Genomic DNA, 15,359 nt, shown 5'->3' with positions numbered 1-15,359 from the left:
AAACATGCCGAGGCTAACGCCGATCGCTTCGGTTGTGCGGCTCGAAGGGCGTCAGGCCTCGACTGCGTAACAGTGCCTTCACGGCTTCGGTTTCACCGTAGAGGTAGGCCCGTGCCAGCAGGTCGTTGAAGGTTCGGGCGACGCTGGGATCATTGTCGTCGACAGGGATCGTCAGCAGCAGACCGGCACCGGAGCTGATGAGCAGACTGTTGGCCACGAACACCGCGGTGCGCTTGTTGCCGTCCTCGAAGGGCTGGGCCTTCGCCAGGTCTACGAACAGGTTGAGCGCGTTCTCCCCGACGTCACCGCCTCGGGCGGCTGTGTCGAGCAACGCCTGCAGCTCCTCTTCGGTGAGGGCATCGGGGGTGTGTCGCCCGTACGGTGTTGCCACACCGATCAATTGCTCTTGCGTCCGCAGCTGACCTGGATGCAAAGCTCCGCTTCGGGTCATCGAGGCATTGACAGCTCGGACGAAAGCGGCGTCGACCGTGTGGCCGGCATGGTCGATGACGAACTGCGCTGCATCGCGGAGATCCTGCAGGAGCGCAAGGTCGGCACGCGAGGCGACCCCATCGAGACTTCCTGAGCGCAGGAAGTTTTCGGTGTCGAGCCGAGCAGTGGATAGGCCGTCGAACACTTTGCCGCAGGAGTACACAACCGCGGCAAGGTCGGCGACGGTGAGCGTGGCCATGGCTTCCGATCCTGTCTGGATGGGGGTTGGGCTATCCGCTTTTGCGGGGGGCTGAGCGTTTCGTTGGTGGTTGTTTGGCCGGGGGGGCCTGGCCTGATGGCAGCTGGGTGCGGAATGCCTCGGCGGCAGCTTGCGCCACCGCGAGGGCTTCGGTCAGTGCGTGCACTCGATCGTCGGCGTTGCGCTGCGCTTGCGCGAGCTGCTCAGTGTGCGCTGCGCGCAATGCTTCTCGTTCCGCCCTGGTGTCCTCGCGGGTCCGCTCAAGGTCGCGGGTCGCGGCCGCCGCGATGCCCTGTTGATAGTCGGCGACCTGGTGTGCAGAGTCAGCCTCCGCGCGGGTGGTGGCTAGTTGTACCCGAAGCGCTGCGGTCTCGGCGATGGCCTGTTGAGTGGACTCACGGGCCGCGTCGAGTTCGCCTTGGAGTCGTTGACGGGTCTGGTCAGCCTCAACCCGGGCGGCGTCGAGTTCGCGGCGTAGTTGGACCGCGTTGTCGCGTTCGCGCGCAGCGGTGTCGTCGGCTGCCTGCTGTCCCGCGGCTGCGGAGGCGGCCTCGACGCGGGCTGCGGCGGCCTCCTGCTGTGCTTGCCGGAGCTCAGTGTCGCGGATCTTGAGCTGCTCGCGGTGTTCTGCAACCGCCTCGGCCAGCCGCTGCTCGGCTGCGGCCACCGCGGCGGCGGCTTGTGCTCGCATGGCGGCGAGCTCGTTCTGCGTTTCCTGACGGACCCGCGCAGCCTCGGTAGCCGCTTCATCGGCCAGAAGGTCAGCTTCTTCGCGGTCACGCTCGGCCTGCTGGGCGCGATCTTCGGCGAGCCGGGCTGCCCGTTCGGCAGTCGCGGCGCGGCCTTCGGCTTCGGTGATCTTGGAGAGCGCGTCGCGGTGCGCGTCCTCGACCTCCGCACCTGCCGCCTCGATATCTCCGGCAGCCCGCATGATCGCGACAACCTCATCGAGGTAGGAGCGAAGATCGGCGACCCTGTCGGGCAACTCAGCCAGCCGTTGATCAAGGGTCGCGCGGGCCATCGACACCGGCGCGGCGGCAGTTCCGGGATCGTCGTGCACCGCCCCTGCGCCCTGATGCGCCCGGCGCGCTTTCCAGGCAGATGCCCGATTGTGCACCGGCCCGCCGGTCGCGTCGGCGTGCTCGCAGTACCGCGACGGGCGACCGGTCGCCGGATCGGGCCGGCGAGGCCGCGTGCAGCCCGGGTAGCTGCACCGATCCCGAGTGGCGCCCGGCGCGTCGGGGAGATCGCTCATACCTGTCATCCTAGGCCGTTTCGTCCCCGAACCGGAAGATCGATACGTAACGAAACGAAAGCGACGTAACGAAACCGGGGGAGACCGGGGGAGAGGGCGTCTCATCCGATTTGGCGGAAGTGGGCGGAACCGCGACTCCATGTGTCGCCGCGCGCGCCTACGCGGCTGTCGTTTCCAGGAAACCGCCACATTGAGAGGGTTGCCCAACCACACCCCATTGCGCGGACATACCATCCGACTAGCGGCCACGGAGTCCAACCGCTCACGGAGACGAGCCGTTCCCGTGAGCGGCGTGGTGACTGCGCCTGCAAGCGGAAGGTCTGGCTCCGTAGTCGTCCCAGTTGTCGCCAATCACGAAGTCGGGTAGGTCGATGAATCGGAGCAGGTTGTAGTAGGCGTCGTGGGCCCACACCAGACGTTTCGAGATATCGAACGGTTTCTCGCCCGGACCTGACATGTTCACTGGTCTCCTCCCACCCCGACTTCCGGAGATCGTGGGCACACGAGTGCGCGGATTTGTGGTTTGACCTGGGTAAACGTGGAAGCGCCAGGTTGGGTCGTGTTACTACACGACCCGGTTCTCGTGGGTGTGGTTGCAGGGCTCCGGCGTTGTTGATTAGCATGCCTGTGAGCTGGGGATATGTGGATTCGTGAAGAGTTGCAGGGCGTTGTTGCTGCTGAATGCCGTTGTGCGGCAGGCTTCGGCAATGTTGGTGGCTCCGGCGAGGCGGTGCAGATTCATGGCGGTGTTACGTAGAGCGGCCATGGTTTGGGGCGCGGTGCCGGTGCGCACGGTCGAGCGGTCCTCGTCGTAACTGACATCACGTACCCAGTGCACCGAATTCTCGATGCCCCAGTGCCGGCGCAGCCAGGAGGCGATCAGCTTGGGTGGGGCCTGTTCGAACGCAACACTGCAGATGGCATAGACAGTCTCGATCGAGCGAACACCGGTGGCAGTCACGACCCGTTCACGGGTGACCTCGGCGATCTGCTTGGCGTAGGGAAACCCGATTCCGCGGGATGCGGTCAGTGTCTTGAGTGTTCGTGTTTCAATGCGGCCGTGACCGCGTTCGGACGGCTCGGCGAAGGTAACTGGCACCTGCGCCCACGGCATGGCCTTGATGCGGGCCAGCAGGCTGGGCTGATTCGACTTCACCGTCATCAGGTAGTGGGATTTCAGGGTGCTGCAGATCAGCTTGGCGGTCTTGGTCTGGGTATGCATTGCGTCGATGGTCACCAGGAGCCGGACGTGCCCAAACAGTCTGAGTAGCGCACGGACGCAGGGTATTTCGTTGCTCTTGTCCGCGACGGCGAGCTGCCCGAGCACCAGCCGGGCGTGATGGGCGAACACCGACACCACATGGACCGCCGCCGCTCCGGCGCGGCGTGCTCCTCGCAACGTCTTGCCATCCAGCGCCACCACCAACAGCGCGTCGCCGGCGGCGGACTGCGCGACAGCCAGCGCGGTGAAGTATGCACCGAGGCGGCGGTCCAGGTCGGCGGCATCCAGACGCGACAGTACGGTCCGAAACGTCTTCTCGCTCGGGCGTCGATACCGAATACCCAACTGCGCGAGAACATCCTGCGGTGCACTCGCTGCCCACGTGGCGAACCCCGCGTAGGAGCGCATGCCGGCCGCCGTAGCCAGGATCGCCACCGCCAACAGCGCCATCAAATCAATGAGTACCTCACGCCACGTGCATCACGTGGATCAGGAACCTGCGCCAGCACGTCCAACAGCTCGGTGCGCAGCACACGGACGCGTTCGCCGGATTGCCAGCGAGCCAACGCCTCGGTGATCGAGTCCACGGGTGATACTGACAGGGCAGGCACGGGCAACTCCGAGTGATCGATGAGGTCTGAGCAACTCCATCGTCCTCGGACCGCCCGTGCCTGCTCACCAGCCTCGACGGCGTGTCACCGAATAACCATCAGCCCAGGTCACGGACCCGTAAATCAACAACGCCGGAGCCCTGGGTGTGGTTGAGGTGTGGTTGTCTGTCGTCAGAAATATCCGTTGGCGGGCAACGGTTCTCCGTTGGCCTCCAGGTTCCCTATCGCCACCGCCTTGTAAGACGTCGGGTTGTGCAAGGTGAGCGTTCGGATGTTGCGCCAGTGTCGGTCGAGGTTCTTCGACCGACTGGCGGACGACGCGCCGCCCACCTCGAAGATCGACGCCGCGGCTGTGAGGGCGGTCTCGTCGACGTGCACCTTGACCCGGGCCGCGGACAGCGATGCCTGCGCGAACAGGCGGGCGTCGGGCGCTTGGTTGCGCACCGATTCGTACGCGCTATCGATGTCGTCGGCCGCTGTCAGGACCGCGGCCCGTGCGGTGTAAGCGGCCGCGGACAACCGGCCGATCGTCTGCAGCAGCACCGGGTCGTCGGACGGGCGGTCGGTGGGTGCGTGGTCGAAAGTCCTGGTGCGGCCGCGGATCAATTCGCCTGCGTCATCGACCACATCATGCAGGATCCCTGCCATGATCGCTTGCAGGTAGAGCTGCGCCAGCGGCAAGTCCGAGGCCACCGGGCGGTCATCGAGGTCGGACACCAGCAGGAAGTCACTCTCGGTCACCAGCACGTTGGTCAGAGTCGTCGACCCGGTACCGGTGCGGTGTTGCCCGATGCCGTCCCAGTCGTCGTCGATGCGCACGCCGTCGCGATCCACCGGGATGTTCACCCACGCGACGCGGCGCTCGTCGAGCCGCGCACCCACCGTCACCCAGTCCGCGAAAGCGGTGCCGGTGCTGTAGAACTTGGCACCGTTGAGCGACCAACCCCCGTTGACCGGACGAAGCGAGGTCTCGAACGACGTGGTGCCCGCCTTGCCGGTACGCTCGCTGTAGGCGTTACCGAAGATCTTGCCGGCCGCCACCTCCGCGGCCCATCGTCGCTGCACCGGGGCGTCGGGGATCCGTGCGATCTGCTGGATCTGCACGTAGTGCGCCCGCAGTATGTGCGCAACGATCGGGTCGGCGCGCGCGAGATCGATGATGACGCCCAGCAGGTCGCGGATCGAACCGCCCGGTCCACCGAGCCGGGGCGGCAACGTCAGTGCGGTCAGGCCGTGGTCGCGAACCCATTCCACCTGCTCGCGCGGGTCCGCGCCCCGCCGCTCCCGGCCGGCCGCATCGGCGGAGATTCGTTGCCACAGATCGGCATTCGATGCGGCGTCGAATGCGGTTGTCACATCGAGGGTCATGACGCGATCACAGGTGCGAAGGCGCCTCGGTATGCGGCTGCAGGATGGGTGTCGGGAAGTCGATCACGACCGGTGGCCTTGCGACGCGCTGTGCCCTCGGCGTAGTTACGCTTGGCCAACCCGCGGTCCCGCAGCACCGGCAGCACGTGATCGATGAACTCCTCGTAGCTGCCCGGGATCGTCGAGTTCACCACGTTGATCCCGCCGACGCCTGCCGCCTGCCACGTCGCAAGGGTGTCGGCGATGCTCTCGGGGGTGCCCACCACCCTGCCGTTCTTGCCCCACAGTGCGGCCAGGTCGCGAACGGTGGGTTCACGATCCGGTACGGCCTCGTGTAACCAGGCCAACACGCTCCGGAGGCCCTGAGTCTCGATCTCCCCGACCGGGGTGTCGAGGTCGTGGAACCCCAGGTCGTAGCCGAGGCTGCCGGCAATATGCGCGATGAACGACGACGGGTCGAGCACCTCGTCCAGCTCGGCCGCCTTACGCGCTGCCTCCTCTTCGGTGCTGCCGATGACGAACGACAGCCCCTGGAAGAACTGCAGGTCCTCGGGATGCCGCCCGGCCTCGGCCACCAGCCGACGGGTGTCGTCGATCAAGCCCTTCGCCGCCTGCGGTGTAGGCGACAGGATGAACTGGGCCTCGGCGTTTCGGGCGGCGAAGCGGCGACCCGCCGGCGAGGACCCGGCCTGGAACAGCACCGGCGTCCGCTGCGGGGACGGTGACACCAGGTGCGGTCCCTCGACGCGGTACCGCTTGCCGTCGTGGTTGATCTTGTGCACCTTGTCGAAGTCGCCGTGCAGACCGGAGACCTTGTCCTGGAGCAGCGCGTCGTCGTCCCACGACCCCTCCCACAGCTTGTAGGCCACGTCGACATACTCGTCGGCCCACAGGTAGCGGTCGTCGTGCGCGGTGATCTCGTCGTAGCCGAAGTTGCGCCACGCGTTGCGCATGGGGCTCGTGACGATGTTCCATGCGATGCGACCGTTCGAGGCATGGTCCAGGGTGGACATCTTGCGCGCGAAATCGAACGGGTGGGCCTGCAGCACAGAGCTGGTGATCGCGATGCCGAGATTCTCGGTCGCGTAGGCGATCGCCGATGCGATGACCGACGGGTCGTTGCTGGGGATCTGTAGCCCGGACTCGACGAATTTGCGCCACGATCCCTGGTAGTCAGGGTACAGACCGACCACATCGGCGAAGAAGATGAAGTCGAATTTTCCTGCTTCCAGGGTCTTCGCCAGCGACACCCAGTGGTCGAGTGAGTTGAAGTCGGTCTGTCGCGCTTCGGGGAGGCGCCACGCGCCGTGCTGGACGTGTGAGGTGGTGTTCATCACGAACGCGGAAAACTGTAGGGGCTTGCTCACATGAACTCCGATTCATCAAGAATGTCAATCCGTTACACGATCGTCTGACCGAACGGTACGGACGCCGCCCGCGATATGCATCCGATCGAATCCGCGTGAGTACAAGTTCGGACGAATCCGGACGATCGGTAATGGTTTGTGTCCCAGCGTGAATGGTGATTGTTCGGTAGCGGCGGGTGGTGGTGACGAATATGCGGACATCGAAATCGAGCTGCCCGCACGCGAGCGGGACAGCGAGGGGAAACTCTTCTGGCGTGCCAGTACCCGCGCGCTGCTATGGCCAGCCCGAGCAGGATTATCCGACTGCCACCGTGCCGTGAGCGACCGCAGTGCGTGTCGCGCGGCAGCGACCGCCGTCACGCCGAAGTCGTTGCCCGCGACTCCGATGCGGAGGGAACATCCAGACCGTAGTGACCGCGCAGGGTCTTCTCGGTGTATTCGGTACGAAAACGCCCGCGCGCCTGTAGGATCGGGACCACCTGGTCGACGAAGTCGTCCAATCCGCCGGGTAGGTAGGGCGGCATGATGTTGAAACCGTCGGCCGCACCGGCGTCGACCCAGGCGATGATGTCGTCGGCGATCTGTTCCGGGGTGCCGGCGATGCTGCGGTGCCCGCGGCCGCCGCCGAGTTGACCGATGAGCTCCCGAATCGTCAGGTCGCCCTTCGCGGCGAGCTGCCGGACCAGTGTCGAACGACTCTTGTTGCCCTCGATCTGCGACTCCGGCGGCAACTCGGGCAGCCGCGCGTCGAGGGGCAGACCGGTGAGGTCGACGTTGAAGAACGCCGAGAGCTGGCCCAGGGCGTAATCGGGGGAGATGAGGTCGGTGAACTCGCGTTCGAGGGCCTTGGCCTCCTGCTCGGAGCTCCCGATGAACGGCACCAGGCCGGGCAGGATCTGCAGTTCGTCGACATTCCGGCCGTATTTCGCCAACCGGCCCTTGAGGTCGCTGGAGAAACTCTGTCCCTCGGGAATGGTTCGCTGGGCGGTGAACACCACCTCGCCGTAGTGGGCGGCGAGCTCCTTGCCGTCCTCTGAGGATCCGGCCTGCACCAGCACCGGACGGCCCTGGGGCGACCGTGGTGAGTTCAGCGGGCCCTTGACCGAAAAATGCTCTCCCACATGATCGATGCTGCGTATGCGATCGGGATCGGCGAAGACGGCGGCGGCCACATCGAGCACCACCGCGTCGTCGTCCCAGCTGTCCCAGAGCTTGGTGACGACGTCGACGAACTCCTGGGCCCGGCGATAGCGGCCGGCGTGCTCGGGGATCGCGTCGAGACCGTAGTTCAGGGCCTCCTGGAGGTTGCCGGAGGTGACGATGTTCCACCCCGCCCGGCCGCCGCTGATGTGCTCGAGCGACGCGAAGGCCCGCGCCAGCGTGTAGGGGTGGTTGTAACCGGTTGACGCCGTGCCGATCAGGCCGATCCGGCTGGTCCCACCGGCGATGGCCGAGAGCAGCGTGATCGGTTCGAAGATGGCCAGCGTGTTGCGCCGGATGTTGGGTCCGATCGCCAGACCGTCGGCGAGGAAGATCGAATCAAGTTTGCCGCGCTCGGCGATCTGCCCGAGCCGGACGAAGTGCTGGGCGTCGAGAACACGATGTTCGGCGGTGCGTGGATGGCGCCAGGCGGCTTCGTGGTGACCGACTCCCATGACGAATGCGTTCATATGCAATGTGCGAGGCATGTTCTCTTCCTGAAACTGTAGTTGGCGAATGATTGTCACTGGCTGGACGGTGTGCGCCACCGGGAGAACCGGCGTTCGATCAGCACCAGCACGAAGTTGAAGATGAACCCTACGAGCGCGATGGTGAGGATGCCGGCGTACATCTGGGGGATCTGGAAGTTGAGCTGGCTCGCCATGATGAGATACCCCATCCCGGACTGGGCTCCGACCATCTCGGCTGCGACCAGAACCAGGATCGATGCGGCCGCGGAGAGGCGGATGCCGGTGAAGATCGTCGGGAGCGCGGCCGGAAGGATCACCTTCTGGAACAACCGGAACGACGAAAGACCCAGCGACCTTGCGGACTTGATCAGCAGCGGATCCACCGTGCGAACACCCGAGATCGTGTTCAGCAGGATCGGGAAGATGCAGGCGTAGATCACCAGCGCAACCTTGGACGTCTCGCCGATGCCGAGGATCAGGACGAACACGGGCAGTAGCGCGAGGGCCGCGGTGTTGCGGAACAACTCGAGGACCGGATTGAGCAGCTGTGCCACCGGCCGGTACCACCCGATGACGATGCCCAGCGGCACCGCTACCACGACTGCGACCACAAAGCCCTGCAGGGCGCGGCCGACGCTCGCCGAGATGTGTTCCGTCAGTTGACCGCTCTTGGCCAGGTCCACCAGCGCGTTGATCACGGCGGAAAACGGTGGCAGGAAGGTCTTGTCGACGATTCCGACCCGCGGCGCGATCTCCCAGAAGGCGATCAGTAGCGCCAGCACGATCGTCGCCCGCAGCACCGAGTTGACGGCGCCGACAATGGCCCGACCCACCTGCTTGCGCCGCTTGGCGGTCTCGGGTATCGGGATCGTCTGCGAATCGGGGCAGACCTCTGATATCGACTGTGAAAGCGTCTCCAGGGTGACATTAGACATGGGCCGCGACTCCATTCCGGTTCGTGCTTTCCACTTCCGGCCGCAACGACAACCAGATCCGGTGCCGGCAGTCGCGGAACTGTTCCGACGAGCGGAGGTCGTCGACGGACTCCCGGTCGATGTCGATCGGCAGGATCTCTTTGATGCGGCCCGGGCGTTCGGTGAGAACGGCCACCCGCTGACCGAGGTAGATGGCCTCGTCGATGCCGTGGGTGATGAACAGGATGGTCTTGCCCGTCGCCTTCCAGATCCGGAGCAGCTCGTCTTGGAGTGACTCGCGGGTCTGGGCGTCGAGCGCCGCGAACGGCTCGTCCATCAGCAGGACCTCGGGGTCGTAGGCGAGGCTCCTCGCGATGGCGACCCGCTGCTTCATACCGCCCGACAGTTCGTGTGGCAGATGGTCGCCGAAGCCGTCGAGCCCGACCAGATGCAGGTACTCGTCGGCGATGGTCTTGCGGCGTCGGCGCGCGATTCCCTCGGCTTCCAGGCCGAACTCCACGTTGGCCCGCGCCGAGCGCCATGGGAGCAACGCGTACTGCTGAAAGACGACACCGCGATCGAGTCCAGGGCCGGTGATGGGGCGCCCGTCGAGGAGGATCTCGCCGGAGGTCGGTGTCGTCAGGCCGCCGATGAGGTCGAGCAGCGTGGACTTGCCGCTGCCGCTGGGGCCGACGAGGACCAGGAACTCGCCCGCGGCGGCGGCGATGGTGATGTCGTCGACCGCGACGAAGTCGGGTTTGCCTGCTGCCGGATACGATTTTCGGACCGAACGTAGTTCGAGCTTGGAGGTTGTCATGGTGCCCCCTCCACAGGTGTGCCCTCGGGGCCTGATTCGGGTGGGTAGGTGCCGTTGGCGTACGGGTTGTCATCATTGGTGAACAGGTCGGTCGCGGTATTCTGGCCTTCCTTGAGCTCGCCGTTGCGGACCAGCCAGTCAATCCAGAGCTGGATCTCCTCCTCCTTGATGACGCCACCGGGCGTGGGGATCGACGAGCTCTTCCAGTAGTCGGCGAGCGCCGGGTCTTCGCCGCGACCGCGTTTAGCGATGATGGCCTTGAACTTCGCGACCACATCGGCGCGCGGGGTGACCTGGGTCCAGCGGATCGCGCGGGCGGTGCCCTGCACGAAGTCCTTGACGGCCCCGGGGTTCTTCTTGATGAAGTTGTTGCGAAGGACGTAGCTGCCGTAGCTGAAGTCACCGAAGACCTTGTCGGTGAACAGGACCCGCACACCACCCTTCTGCAGGGCGCGTTCCTGGAAGATACCGCTGAAGTTGCCGGCATCGATCTGTCCTTCGCGGAGAGCTGTTTCGGTGTTGATCGGCGGGACCACCAGCAGCTGCACTGAAGCGATCTCGTCTTTCGAAAGACCTTCACGTGCCAGCCATTCGCGGATCACGAACTCGGAGTGCGCGCCCAGGGTGTTGACGCCGACCTTCTTGCCGATGAGGTCGCGGGCATCGCGGATCGGCCCGCTGTCGAGGACGTAGAAGCCGTTGAACGTCTGAGCGTCGGCGCCGTAGGAGTCGACGACGGCGGTGATCGGGGATCCCGCCGAGGCGAGTTTGACGATCGCGCCGTTGAACGCCGACCCGAAGTCGGAGTCGTTTGTGGCGGTGGCCTGGATCGACTGCGGTCCGCTGGTCGTCTCACCCACGGACTTGAGGGTGACCTTGCTGAAGTAGCCGAGATCGGCAGCCAGTTCCGGGAATTGGACCGACGCGGGCGACCTCAGATACCGCAGTTCGGTCTTGCCGTCGGAGGTGATGGTCGCCTCATCGGACGACGACCCGCACGCGGTGGCCGGCAATCCCAACGACAGCGCCAGGGTCAGTGCGGCGACGACTCGTGTTCGTCGCGATGGTGGGTGGTTCACGAGGGTCCGTTCGACTCGCCGCGGAGATCGGTTGCGGCGCGGAATTTGACCGGCCTGAGGTGCATTGTCGACCGGTTGATGGTGACATTGTGCTTGGTGCTGAAATCGTGAATACGCCGGTCGCTTGCGGCAGCACGCTATTTCACGACGTGGAATATGCGAACCAATTAAATCGTACTGCATAAAAGCGCCGCCGAGTCCATCCGTTGCGAGGCTTCGGTGACCGAGTCGGACAGCATCGCCGCGGTGCTACGCATCACCGGATAAATCTGAGAGATCAGCGATGGATTGAGGCGAACACTGAGGGCCTGCACGCTCACCGAGGCCCGGACGCGGCCGCCGGCGTCGAACACCGGAACCGCGATCGCGGTGACGTCGGCAGGGTCGGAGAGGGCGTATCCGCGGCGCCGAGCCGTGTCGATGGCGGGTGCGTGGCCGTCGCGGCGAGCACGCCGGCCGGCGAAGGCGACGATCGCGCGGCCCATCGCCGTGGTGTCGAGCGGGGCACGCGGCTGAGGGATCTGGTGGCGGCAGAACGCGACGGGCGGGCGCGCGGAGTAGACCGTCACAGCCTGATCATCCTCGGCGATGCCGAGACTCGCGGTGATCCTGATCTGTGACGACAGTGCGTGCAGGTGGGGGGCCGCGGCCTCGACATCGATCCGCCGGTTGGTCGAGGTGGCCAGCGTCAGCAGTCCGTCGCCGATCCCATAGCAGTCGGTCTGCGGGTCTTGGGTCAGCAGACGTCCCCGGACGAGTGCCTGGGCGATCCGGTGGGTGGTGCTCACCGGGAGCCCGACGCGGAAGGCCAGTTCGCTGATCGGGACGAAATGGTCGGCGCTCTCGAGTGCGTAGAGCACGGAGATCGCTCGCTCGATCGCCTGCGACCCCGTCCGCGGTCGCAGCGACGTCGTGTCACCAGTGTCCATAGTCCCCGAGCCTGTTCGCTCCCGCCGGCTTACTGAAGGATTGTGCGCGCCGTGATCTGTTCACCGGGGTTTCTGGTGAATACCGGCTGTGATTCCACGATGTGGAAGTGGGTCTGGATTTTTGATTACCGCACCCTTGATTGTTCACCTCAGGCCGCTGTTGGCGGTGAAACATTTAATCTCTGAAAGGAGCACGACCGTGACGATTACAGAAACCTCAGCGCGGATCGCGACGCCACAACAGTCGATTGATGTCGCTCCCATCGCGGGACACATTGGTGCCGAAGTATCCGGCATCGACCTCACCCAGAAGCAAGGGTCGCCGACCCAGCGAGCCCTCGCCGAGGCGCTCTACGAATACAAGGTGCTGTTCTTCCGTGACCAGGCCATCGATCACGCGCAGCAGGTCCAGTTCACCGAGTACTTCGGTCGGGTGACCGATGCCCATCCGCTCGGCTATACGGACAAGTCGCCTGCCGGATATCCGCAAGTGCTGACAGTGGATTCACGCACCTACGCTAGTCGGGCCGGATCGCGCCAGTACAGTTACGCGAGCTTCTGGCACCAGGACGTGACCGCGTTGATCAACCCGCCTGCGATCACCGTGCTGCGCGCGGAGCTCGTCCCCGATGTCGGAGGCGACACCACGTGGGCAGATCTGGGCGCGGCCTACGACAATCTCCCGACCTCACTCCAACGCTTTCTCGAAGGACTGTATGCCGAGAACCGGTTCGGTGGACGCGAAAAGCGTTGGGAGAAGCAGTCCGAGGCCGCCGCACTCACCGAGCAGACCCCGATCATCAGCGAGCACCCGGTGGTACGCGTTCACCCGGTCACGGGCCAGAGGCTGATCTATGTCAATCCCGGCTTCACCAGCCGGATCATCGGCCTCAGTGCCTCGCAGAGCGATCGTCTGCTCGACCTGCTGTTCGCCGAGATCACCAACCCGGCCTATACCGTCCGTGTCCGGTGGACCCCGAACAGCGTCGGCATCTGGGACAACCGCGCCACGATCCATCAGGCGCCAACCGATCTCGGTCATCTCGACGTCGTCCGGGTGCTGCACCGCACGACCGTCGAGGGTGACATCCCGCTCGGTGTCGGGGGTGTTCAGTCCCGTTCGATCTCCGGTGGACCCTTCTACGCCGGTACCGCCTGACAGCACCGAGAACACCAGCCCACAGAAACGAGGGAAGCAATCATGACCATCACCGACAACATCACCGCCACCACACTCGACTTCGCATCCGTCGCCGGTCATATCGGGGCCGGAGTCTCCGGCATCGATTTGACCGCGCCGCTGGACGTCGAGCTGGCCGAGGCCGTGGTAGAAGGCCTTCATCGGTACAAGGTGTTGTTCTTCCGCGACCAACACGTCGATCACGCGCAGCAGATCGCTTTCGCGCGGACCTTCGGCCCGGTGACCGCCTCGCATCCCTATGACGACGATGCGCCCGCCGACTTCCCCGAGATCCTGAAGATCGACAACCGCGACTACGAGCGGAAGTTCGGGGTCAAGGCGGCGAGTTACACCAACGAATGGCACACCGACGTTACCGCTCTGGTCAATCCGCCCGCGGTCTCGATCCTGCGCGCCGGCAACACACCGGTCCGCGGCGGCGACACCAGCTGGACCAACCTGGTGGCGGCCTATGCGGGACTGCCCGATTCGATCAAGGATCTGGTCGACGGATTGCGCGCGGAACACCGTTTCGGTGGTCGACACCCGGTGTTCGAGGAGGGCAGCATATACGGCGAGAAGGTTGCCAAGACCCCGCTCGTCTCCGAACATCCGGTGGTGCGGGTGCATCCGGCGACCGGTGAGAAAATCCTCTTCGTCCAGCCCGGGTTCACCAGCCGGATTGTCGGTTACAGCCGACGGCAGAGCGACGCCCTGCTCGATCTGCTCTTCGACGAGGTGACCAACTCGGCCTACACGGTGCGATTTCGGTGGCGCGAGGGCAGCATCGCGGTCTGGGACAACCGTGCGACCGCCCATCTGGCGCCCGGCGATGTCAATCATCTCGACGTTGCGCGGGTGCTCTACCGGACCACCATCGAGGGCGACATCCCGGTCGGCGTCGACGGGGCGCCGTCGGTCGCGATCTCCGGCGCCCAATTCACGGGCTCCTGATGACACGGCGGTGGACGATCCCCGATACTTTTGTTCGCCCAGACCGCGGTGATCGCGTCGGCCCGTTCGTCGACGGGCGAAGCCAAGGTCGGCGAAGACGGCAAAGTGGTGCTGCGATAACGGGGTTCACCCTCGCAGGTGTTGTGGCCCGAGCGGGTCCGACGAGGAGGCGTACCAGGGGTACTACTCGCTCGAAGGCAGTGGGATCCTGAGGCCAGGGCATCAAAGACTGGTTGCACCGCAAGGGCTTGAGCGATCATGACGTGAACGCCGTTGCACTGACCGTGGTTCCGCCCATCAACACCGATCAGGCGTGCGCAACAACGCGGTCGCCGATCTCACGCAGGGCACCGCGCGGGCGATCCGGTGGGCGCAGCTGCATCCGCGAGATGAGGTGATCGCCAAGCTCGAGGAGATCATCAACGGTCGGGGGCGCAACGAGAACACCGAGTGCGTCCAATACTGGAAGAGTGCAGACGCCTCGACCCCCGGCGGGGTGATCAGTCCCGAGAGTTCACGTTGTGGGTGCGCGAGGCCGTTCAGTTGGGGCAGCTCAAACCCGGGCTCGACGTGAACACCCTGTTCACCAACGAATACAACCCGTACGCCAACGGGACGTACCCGCCCGGCGCCGACGAAGGCGGAAAGAACACGTAGTCCGAGCCAGAGGAGAATACTGTCGGCAGGGATGACTTCGCCGAGCACAGCACCAGGCGTATCCGCGCGATCATGCACATCGACCTGGATCAGTTTCCAGGTCTCGGTGGTGCGCCGCCGGAACCCGGATCTGATCGGAGCCCTGGAAGGTCGTTACCTGCACGTCGTATTTGGCCCGTGATCGCGGTGTTCGAGCGGGGATTGTCATCGGCGGTCGGCGTCCGCGACAACGTGCAGCGAGTGAAGATGGCGATCGGCTTCGCCAATCACGAACCCGACCAAGTCTTTTCGCTTGTCAACCAGAACTGGATATCGATCATGGGGGAGCGCGGCGTCGGCGACCTCGGGAGCGTCGAGCCCAATACCACCGCGAAACTGGACAAGCTGGGGATCACGACGGTGGCCCAGCTCGCAGGTGAGGACAGGGGTCGGCCGATCGGCGAATTCGTTCCTTACCTGGGCAATTGGTTCAATCTGCCCTCCCGTGGCGGTGGCGACATCAACATCAGCAACAATTGCCGGACAGCACTTCCCATTCCAACGAGGAGAAAACCGCCTCTGCGGCAGCATTGTCGAAACACGATCCGACCCGGCCCATCGACCGCCGAATCCCCAACTTCTCTACATCCAATCATGTTGCATGAC

Annotated in this window: 12 protein-coding genes and 2 pseudogenes; 3 read left to right on the top strand and 11 right to left on the bottom strand. The window is 64.9% G+C overall.

Annotated features, from left to right (window positions below):
- Window positions 1–13: 13 nt before the first annotated feature.
- From K9U37_RS14040 to K9U37_RS13990, 10 genes and pseudogenes are all read right to left on the bottom strand, one after another.
- Window positions 14–691, bottom strand: coding sequence for a Fic family protein (locus K9U37_RS14040; protein ID WP_243072199.1), 678 nt, complete (start codon window positions 689–691; stop codon window positions 14–16).
- Window positions 692–722: 31 nt separating this feature from the next.
- Complete coding sequence (locus K9U37_RS14035; protein WP_243072198.1) at window positions 723–1,946, bottom strand: coiled-coil domain-containing protein; 1,224 nt, start codon at window positions 1,944–1,946, stop codon at window positions 723–725.
- 616 nt (window positions 1,947–2,562) lie between these two features.
- Window positions 2,563–3,779: pseudogene (locus K9U37_RS14030) on the bottom strand (ISAs1 family transposase).
- A 171-nt stretch (window positions 3,780–3,950) separates the two neighbouring features.
- Window positions 3,951–5,147 carry an acyl-CoA dehydrogenase family protein gene (locus K9U37_RS14020; protein ID WP_243072196.1) on the bottom strand — a complete coding sequence of 399 codons (1,197 nt, stop codon included), beginning with the start codon at window positions 5,145–5,147 and terminating at the stop codon, window positions 3,951–3,953.
- On the bottom strand, window positions 5,144–6,481 hold the full coding sequence (locus K9U37_RS14015; RefSeq protein ID WP_243073377.1) for an NtaA/DmoA family FMN-dependent monooxygenase: 1,338 nt from the start codon (window positions 6,479–6,481) through the stop codon (window positions 5,144–5,146). Before K9U37_RS14015 ends, K9U37_RS14020 begins: the two co-directional genes overlap by 4 nt.
- A 389-nt stretch (window positions 6,482–6,870) precedes the next feature.
- Complete coding sequence (locus tag K9U37_RS14010) at window positions 6,871–8,202, bottom strand: LLM class flavin-dependent oxidoreductase (protein WP_243072195.1); 1,332 nt, start codon at window positions 8,200–8,202, stop codon at window positions 6,871–6,873.
- Between the two features lie 35 nt (window positions 8,203–8,237).
- Window positions 8,238–9,119, bottom strand: coding sequence for an ABC transporter permease (locus tag K9U37_RS14005; protein WP_243072194.1), 882 nt, complete (start codon window positions 9,117–9,119; stop codon window positions 8,238–8,240).
- Entirely contained in the window at window positions 9,112–9,915 is an 804-nt protein-coding gene (locus tag K9U37_RS14000) for an ABC transporter ATP-binding protein (RefSeq protein WP_243072193.1), read from the bottom strand. The genes K9U37_RS14005 and K9U37_RS14000 overlap by 8 nt, the downstream gene beginning before the upstream one ends.
- A complete protein-coding gene (locus K9U37_RS13995) occupies window positions 9,912–10,994 on the bottom strand; it encodes an ABC transporter substrate-binding protein (RefSeq protein ID WP_372489521.1) in 1,083 nt (360 codons plus the stop codon). The genes K9U37_RS14000 and K9U37_RS13995 overlap by 4 nt, the downstream gene beginning before the upstream one ends.
- Window positions 10,995–11,161: 167 nt before the next feature.
- On the bottom strand, window positions 11,162–11,923 hold the full coding sequence (locus tag K9U37_RS13990) for an IclR family transcriptional regulator (RefSeq protein ID WP_243072192.1): 762 nt from the start codon (window positions 11,921–11,923) through the stop codon (window positions 11,162–11,164).
- A 199-nt stretch (window positions 11,924–12,122) separates the two neighbouring features.
- Between K9U37_RS13990 and K9U37_RS13985 the strand changes: the two genes are divergently transcribed.
- From K9U37_RS13985 to K9U37_RS13975, 3 genes are all read left to right on the top strand, one after another.
- Window positions 12,123–13,082 carry a TauD/TfdA dioxygenase family protein gene (locus tag K9U37_RS13985; protein WP_372489573.1) on the top strand — a complete coding sequence of 320 codons (960 nt, stop codon included), beginning with the start codon at window positions 12,123–12,125 and terminating at the stop codon, window positions 13,080–13,082.
- A gap of 42 nt (window positions 13,083–13,124) precedes the next feature.
- Window positions 13,125–14,057, top strand: coding sequence for a TauD/TfdA dioxygenase family protein (locus K9U37_RS13980; RefSeq protein ID WP_243072191.1), 933 nt, complete (start codon window positions 13,125–13,127; stop codon window positions 14,055–14,057).
- A 450-nt stretch (window positions 14,058–14,507) separates the two neighbouring features.
- Window positions 14,508–14,714: a hypothetical protein gene (locus tag K9U37_RS13975; RefSeq protein WP_243072190.1), complete on the top strand. Its 207-nt coding sequence runs from the start codon at window positions 14,508–14,510 to the stop codon at window positions 14,712–14,714.
- Window positions 14,715–15,228: 514 nt separating this feature from the next.
- Here K9U37_RS13975 and K9U37_RS20220 read toward each other — a convergent pair.
- Window positions 15,229–15,333, bottom strand: a pseudogene (locus K9U37_RS20220) (IS3 family transposase); the annotation flags it as partial.
- Window positions 15,334–15,359 lie beyond the last annotated feature (26 nt).

Origin of the sequence: Candidatus Mycolicibacterium alkanivorans, assembly GCF_022760805.1 — a bacterium.
In the GTDB taxonomy this organism is placed as follows: domain Bacteria; phylum Actinomycetota; class Actinomycetes; order Mycobacteriales; family Mycobacteriaceae; genus Mycobacterium; species Mycobacterium alkanivorans.
This window is presented reverse-complemented; position numbering and strand designations above follow the sequence as displayed.

Excerpts from the sequence above, each read along its gene's own strand:
- K9U37_RS14040 (WP_243072199.1), bottom strand. The coding sequence starts at position 691 with ATGGCCACGCTCACCGTCGCCGACCTTGCCGCGGTTGTGTACTCCTGC.
- K9U37_RS14010 (WP_243072195.1), bottom strand. The coding sequence starts at position 8,202 with ATGCCTCGCACATTGCATATGAACGCATTCGTCATGGGAGTCGGTCAC.
- K9U37_RS14020 (WP_243072196.1), bottom strand. The coding sequence starts at position 5,147 with ATGACCCTCGATGTGACAACCGCATTCGACGCCGCATCGAATGCCGAT.
- K9U37_RS14005 (WP_243072194.1), bottom strand. The coding sequence starts at position 9,119 with ATGTCTAATGTCACCCTGGAGACGCTTTCACAGTCGATATCAGAGGTC.
- K9U37_RS14000 (WP_243072193.1), bottom strand. The coding sequence starts at position 9,915 with ATGACAACCTCCAAGCTCGAACTACGTTCGGTCCGAAAATCGTATCCG.
- K9U37_RS13980 (WP_243072191.1), top strand. The coding sequence starts at position 13,125 with ATGACCATCACCGACAACATCACCGCCACCACACTCGACTTCGCATCC.
- K9U37_RS14035 (WP_243072198.1), bottom strand. The coding sequence starts at position 1,946 with ATGAGCGATCTCCCCGACGCGCCGGGCGCCACTCGGGATCGGTGCAGC.
- K9U37_RS14015 (WP_243073377.1), bottom strand. The coding sequence starts at position 6,481 with ATGAACACCACCTCACACGTCCAGCACGGCGCGTGGCGCCTCCCCGAA.
- K9U37_RS13990 (WP_243072192.1), bottom strand. The coding sequence starts at position 11,923 with ATGGACACTGGTGACACGACGTCGCTGCGACCGCGGACGGGGTCGCAG.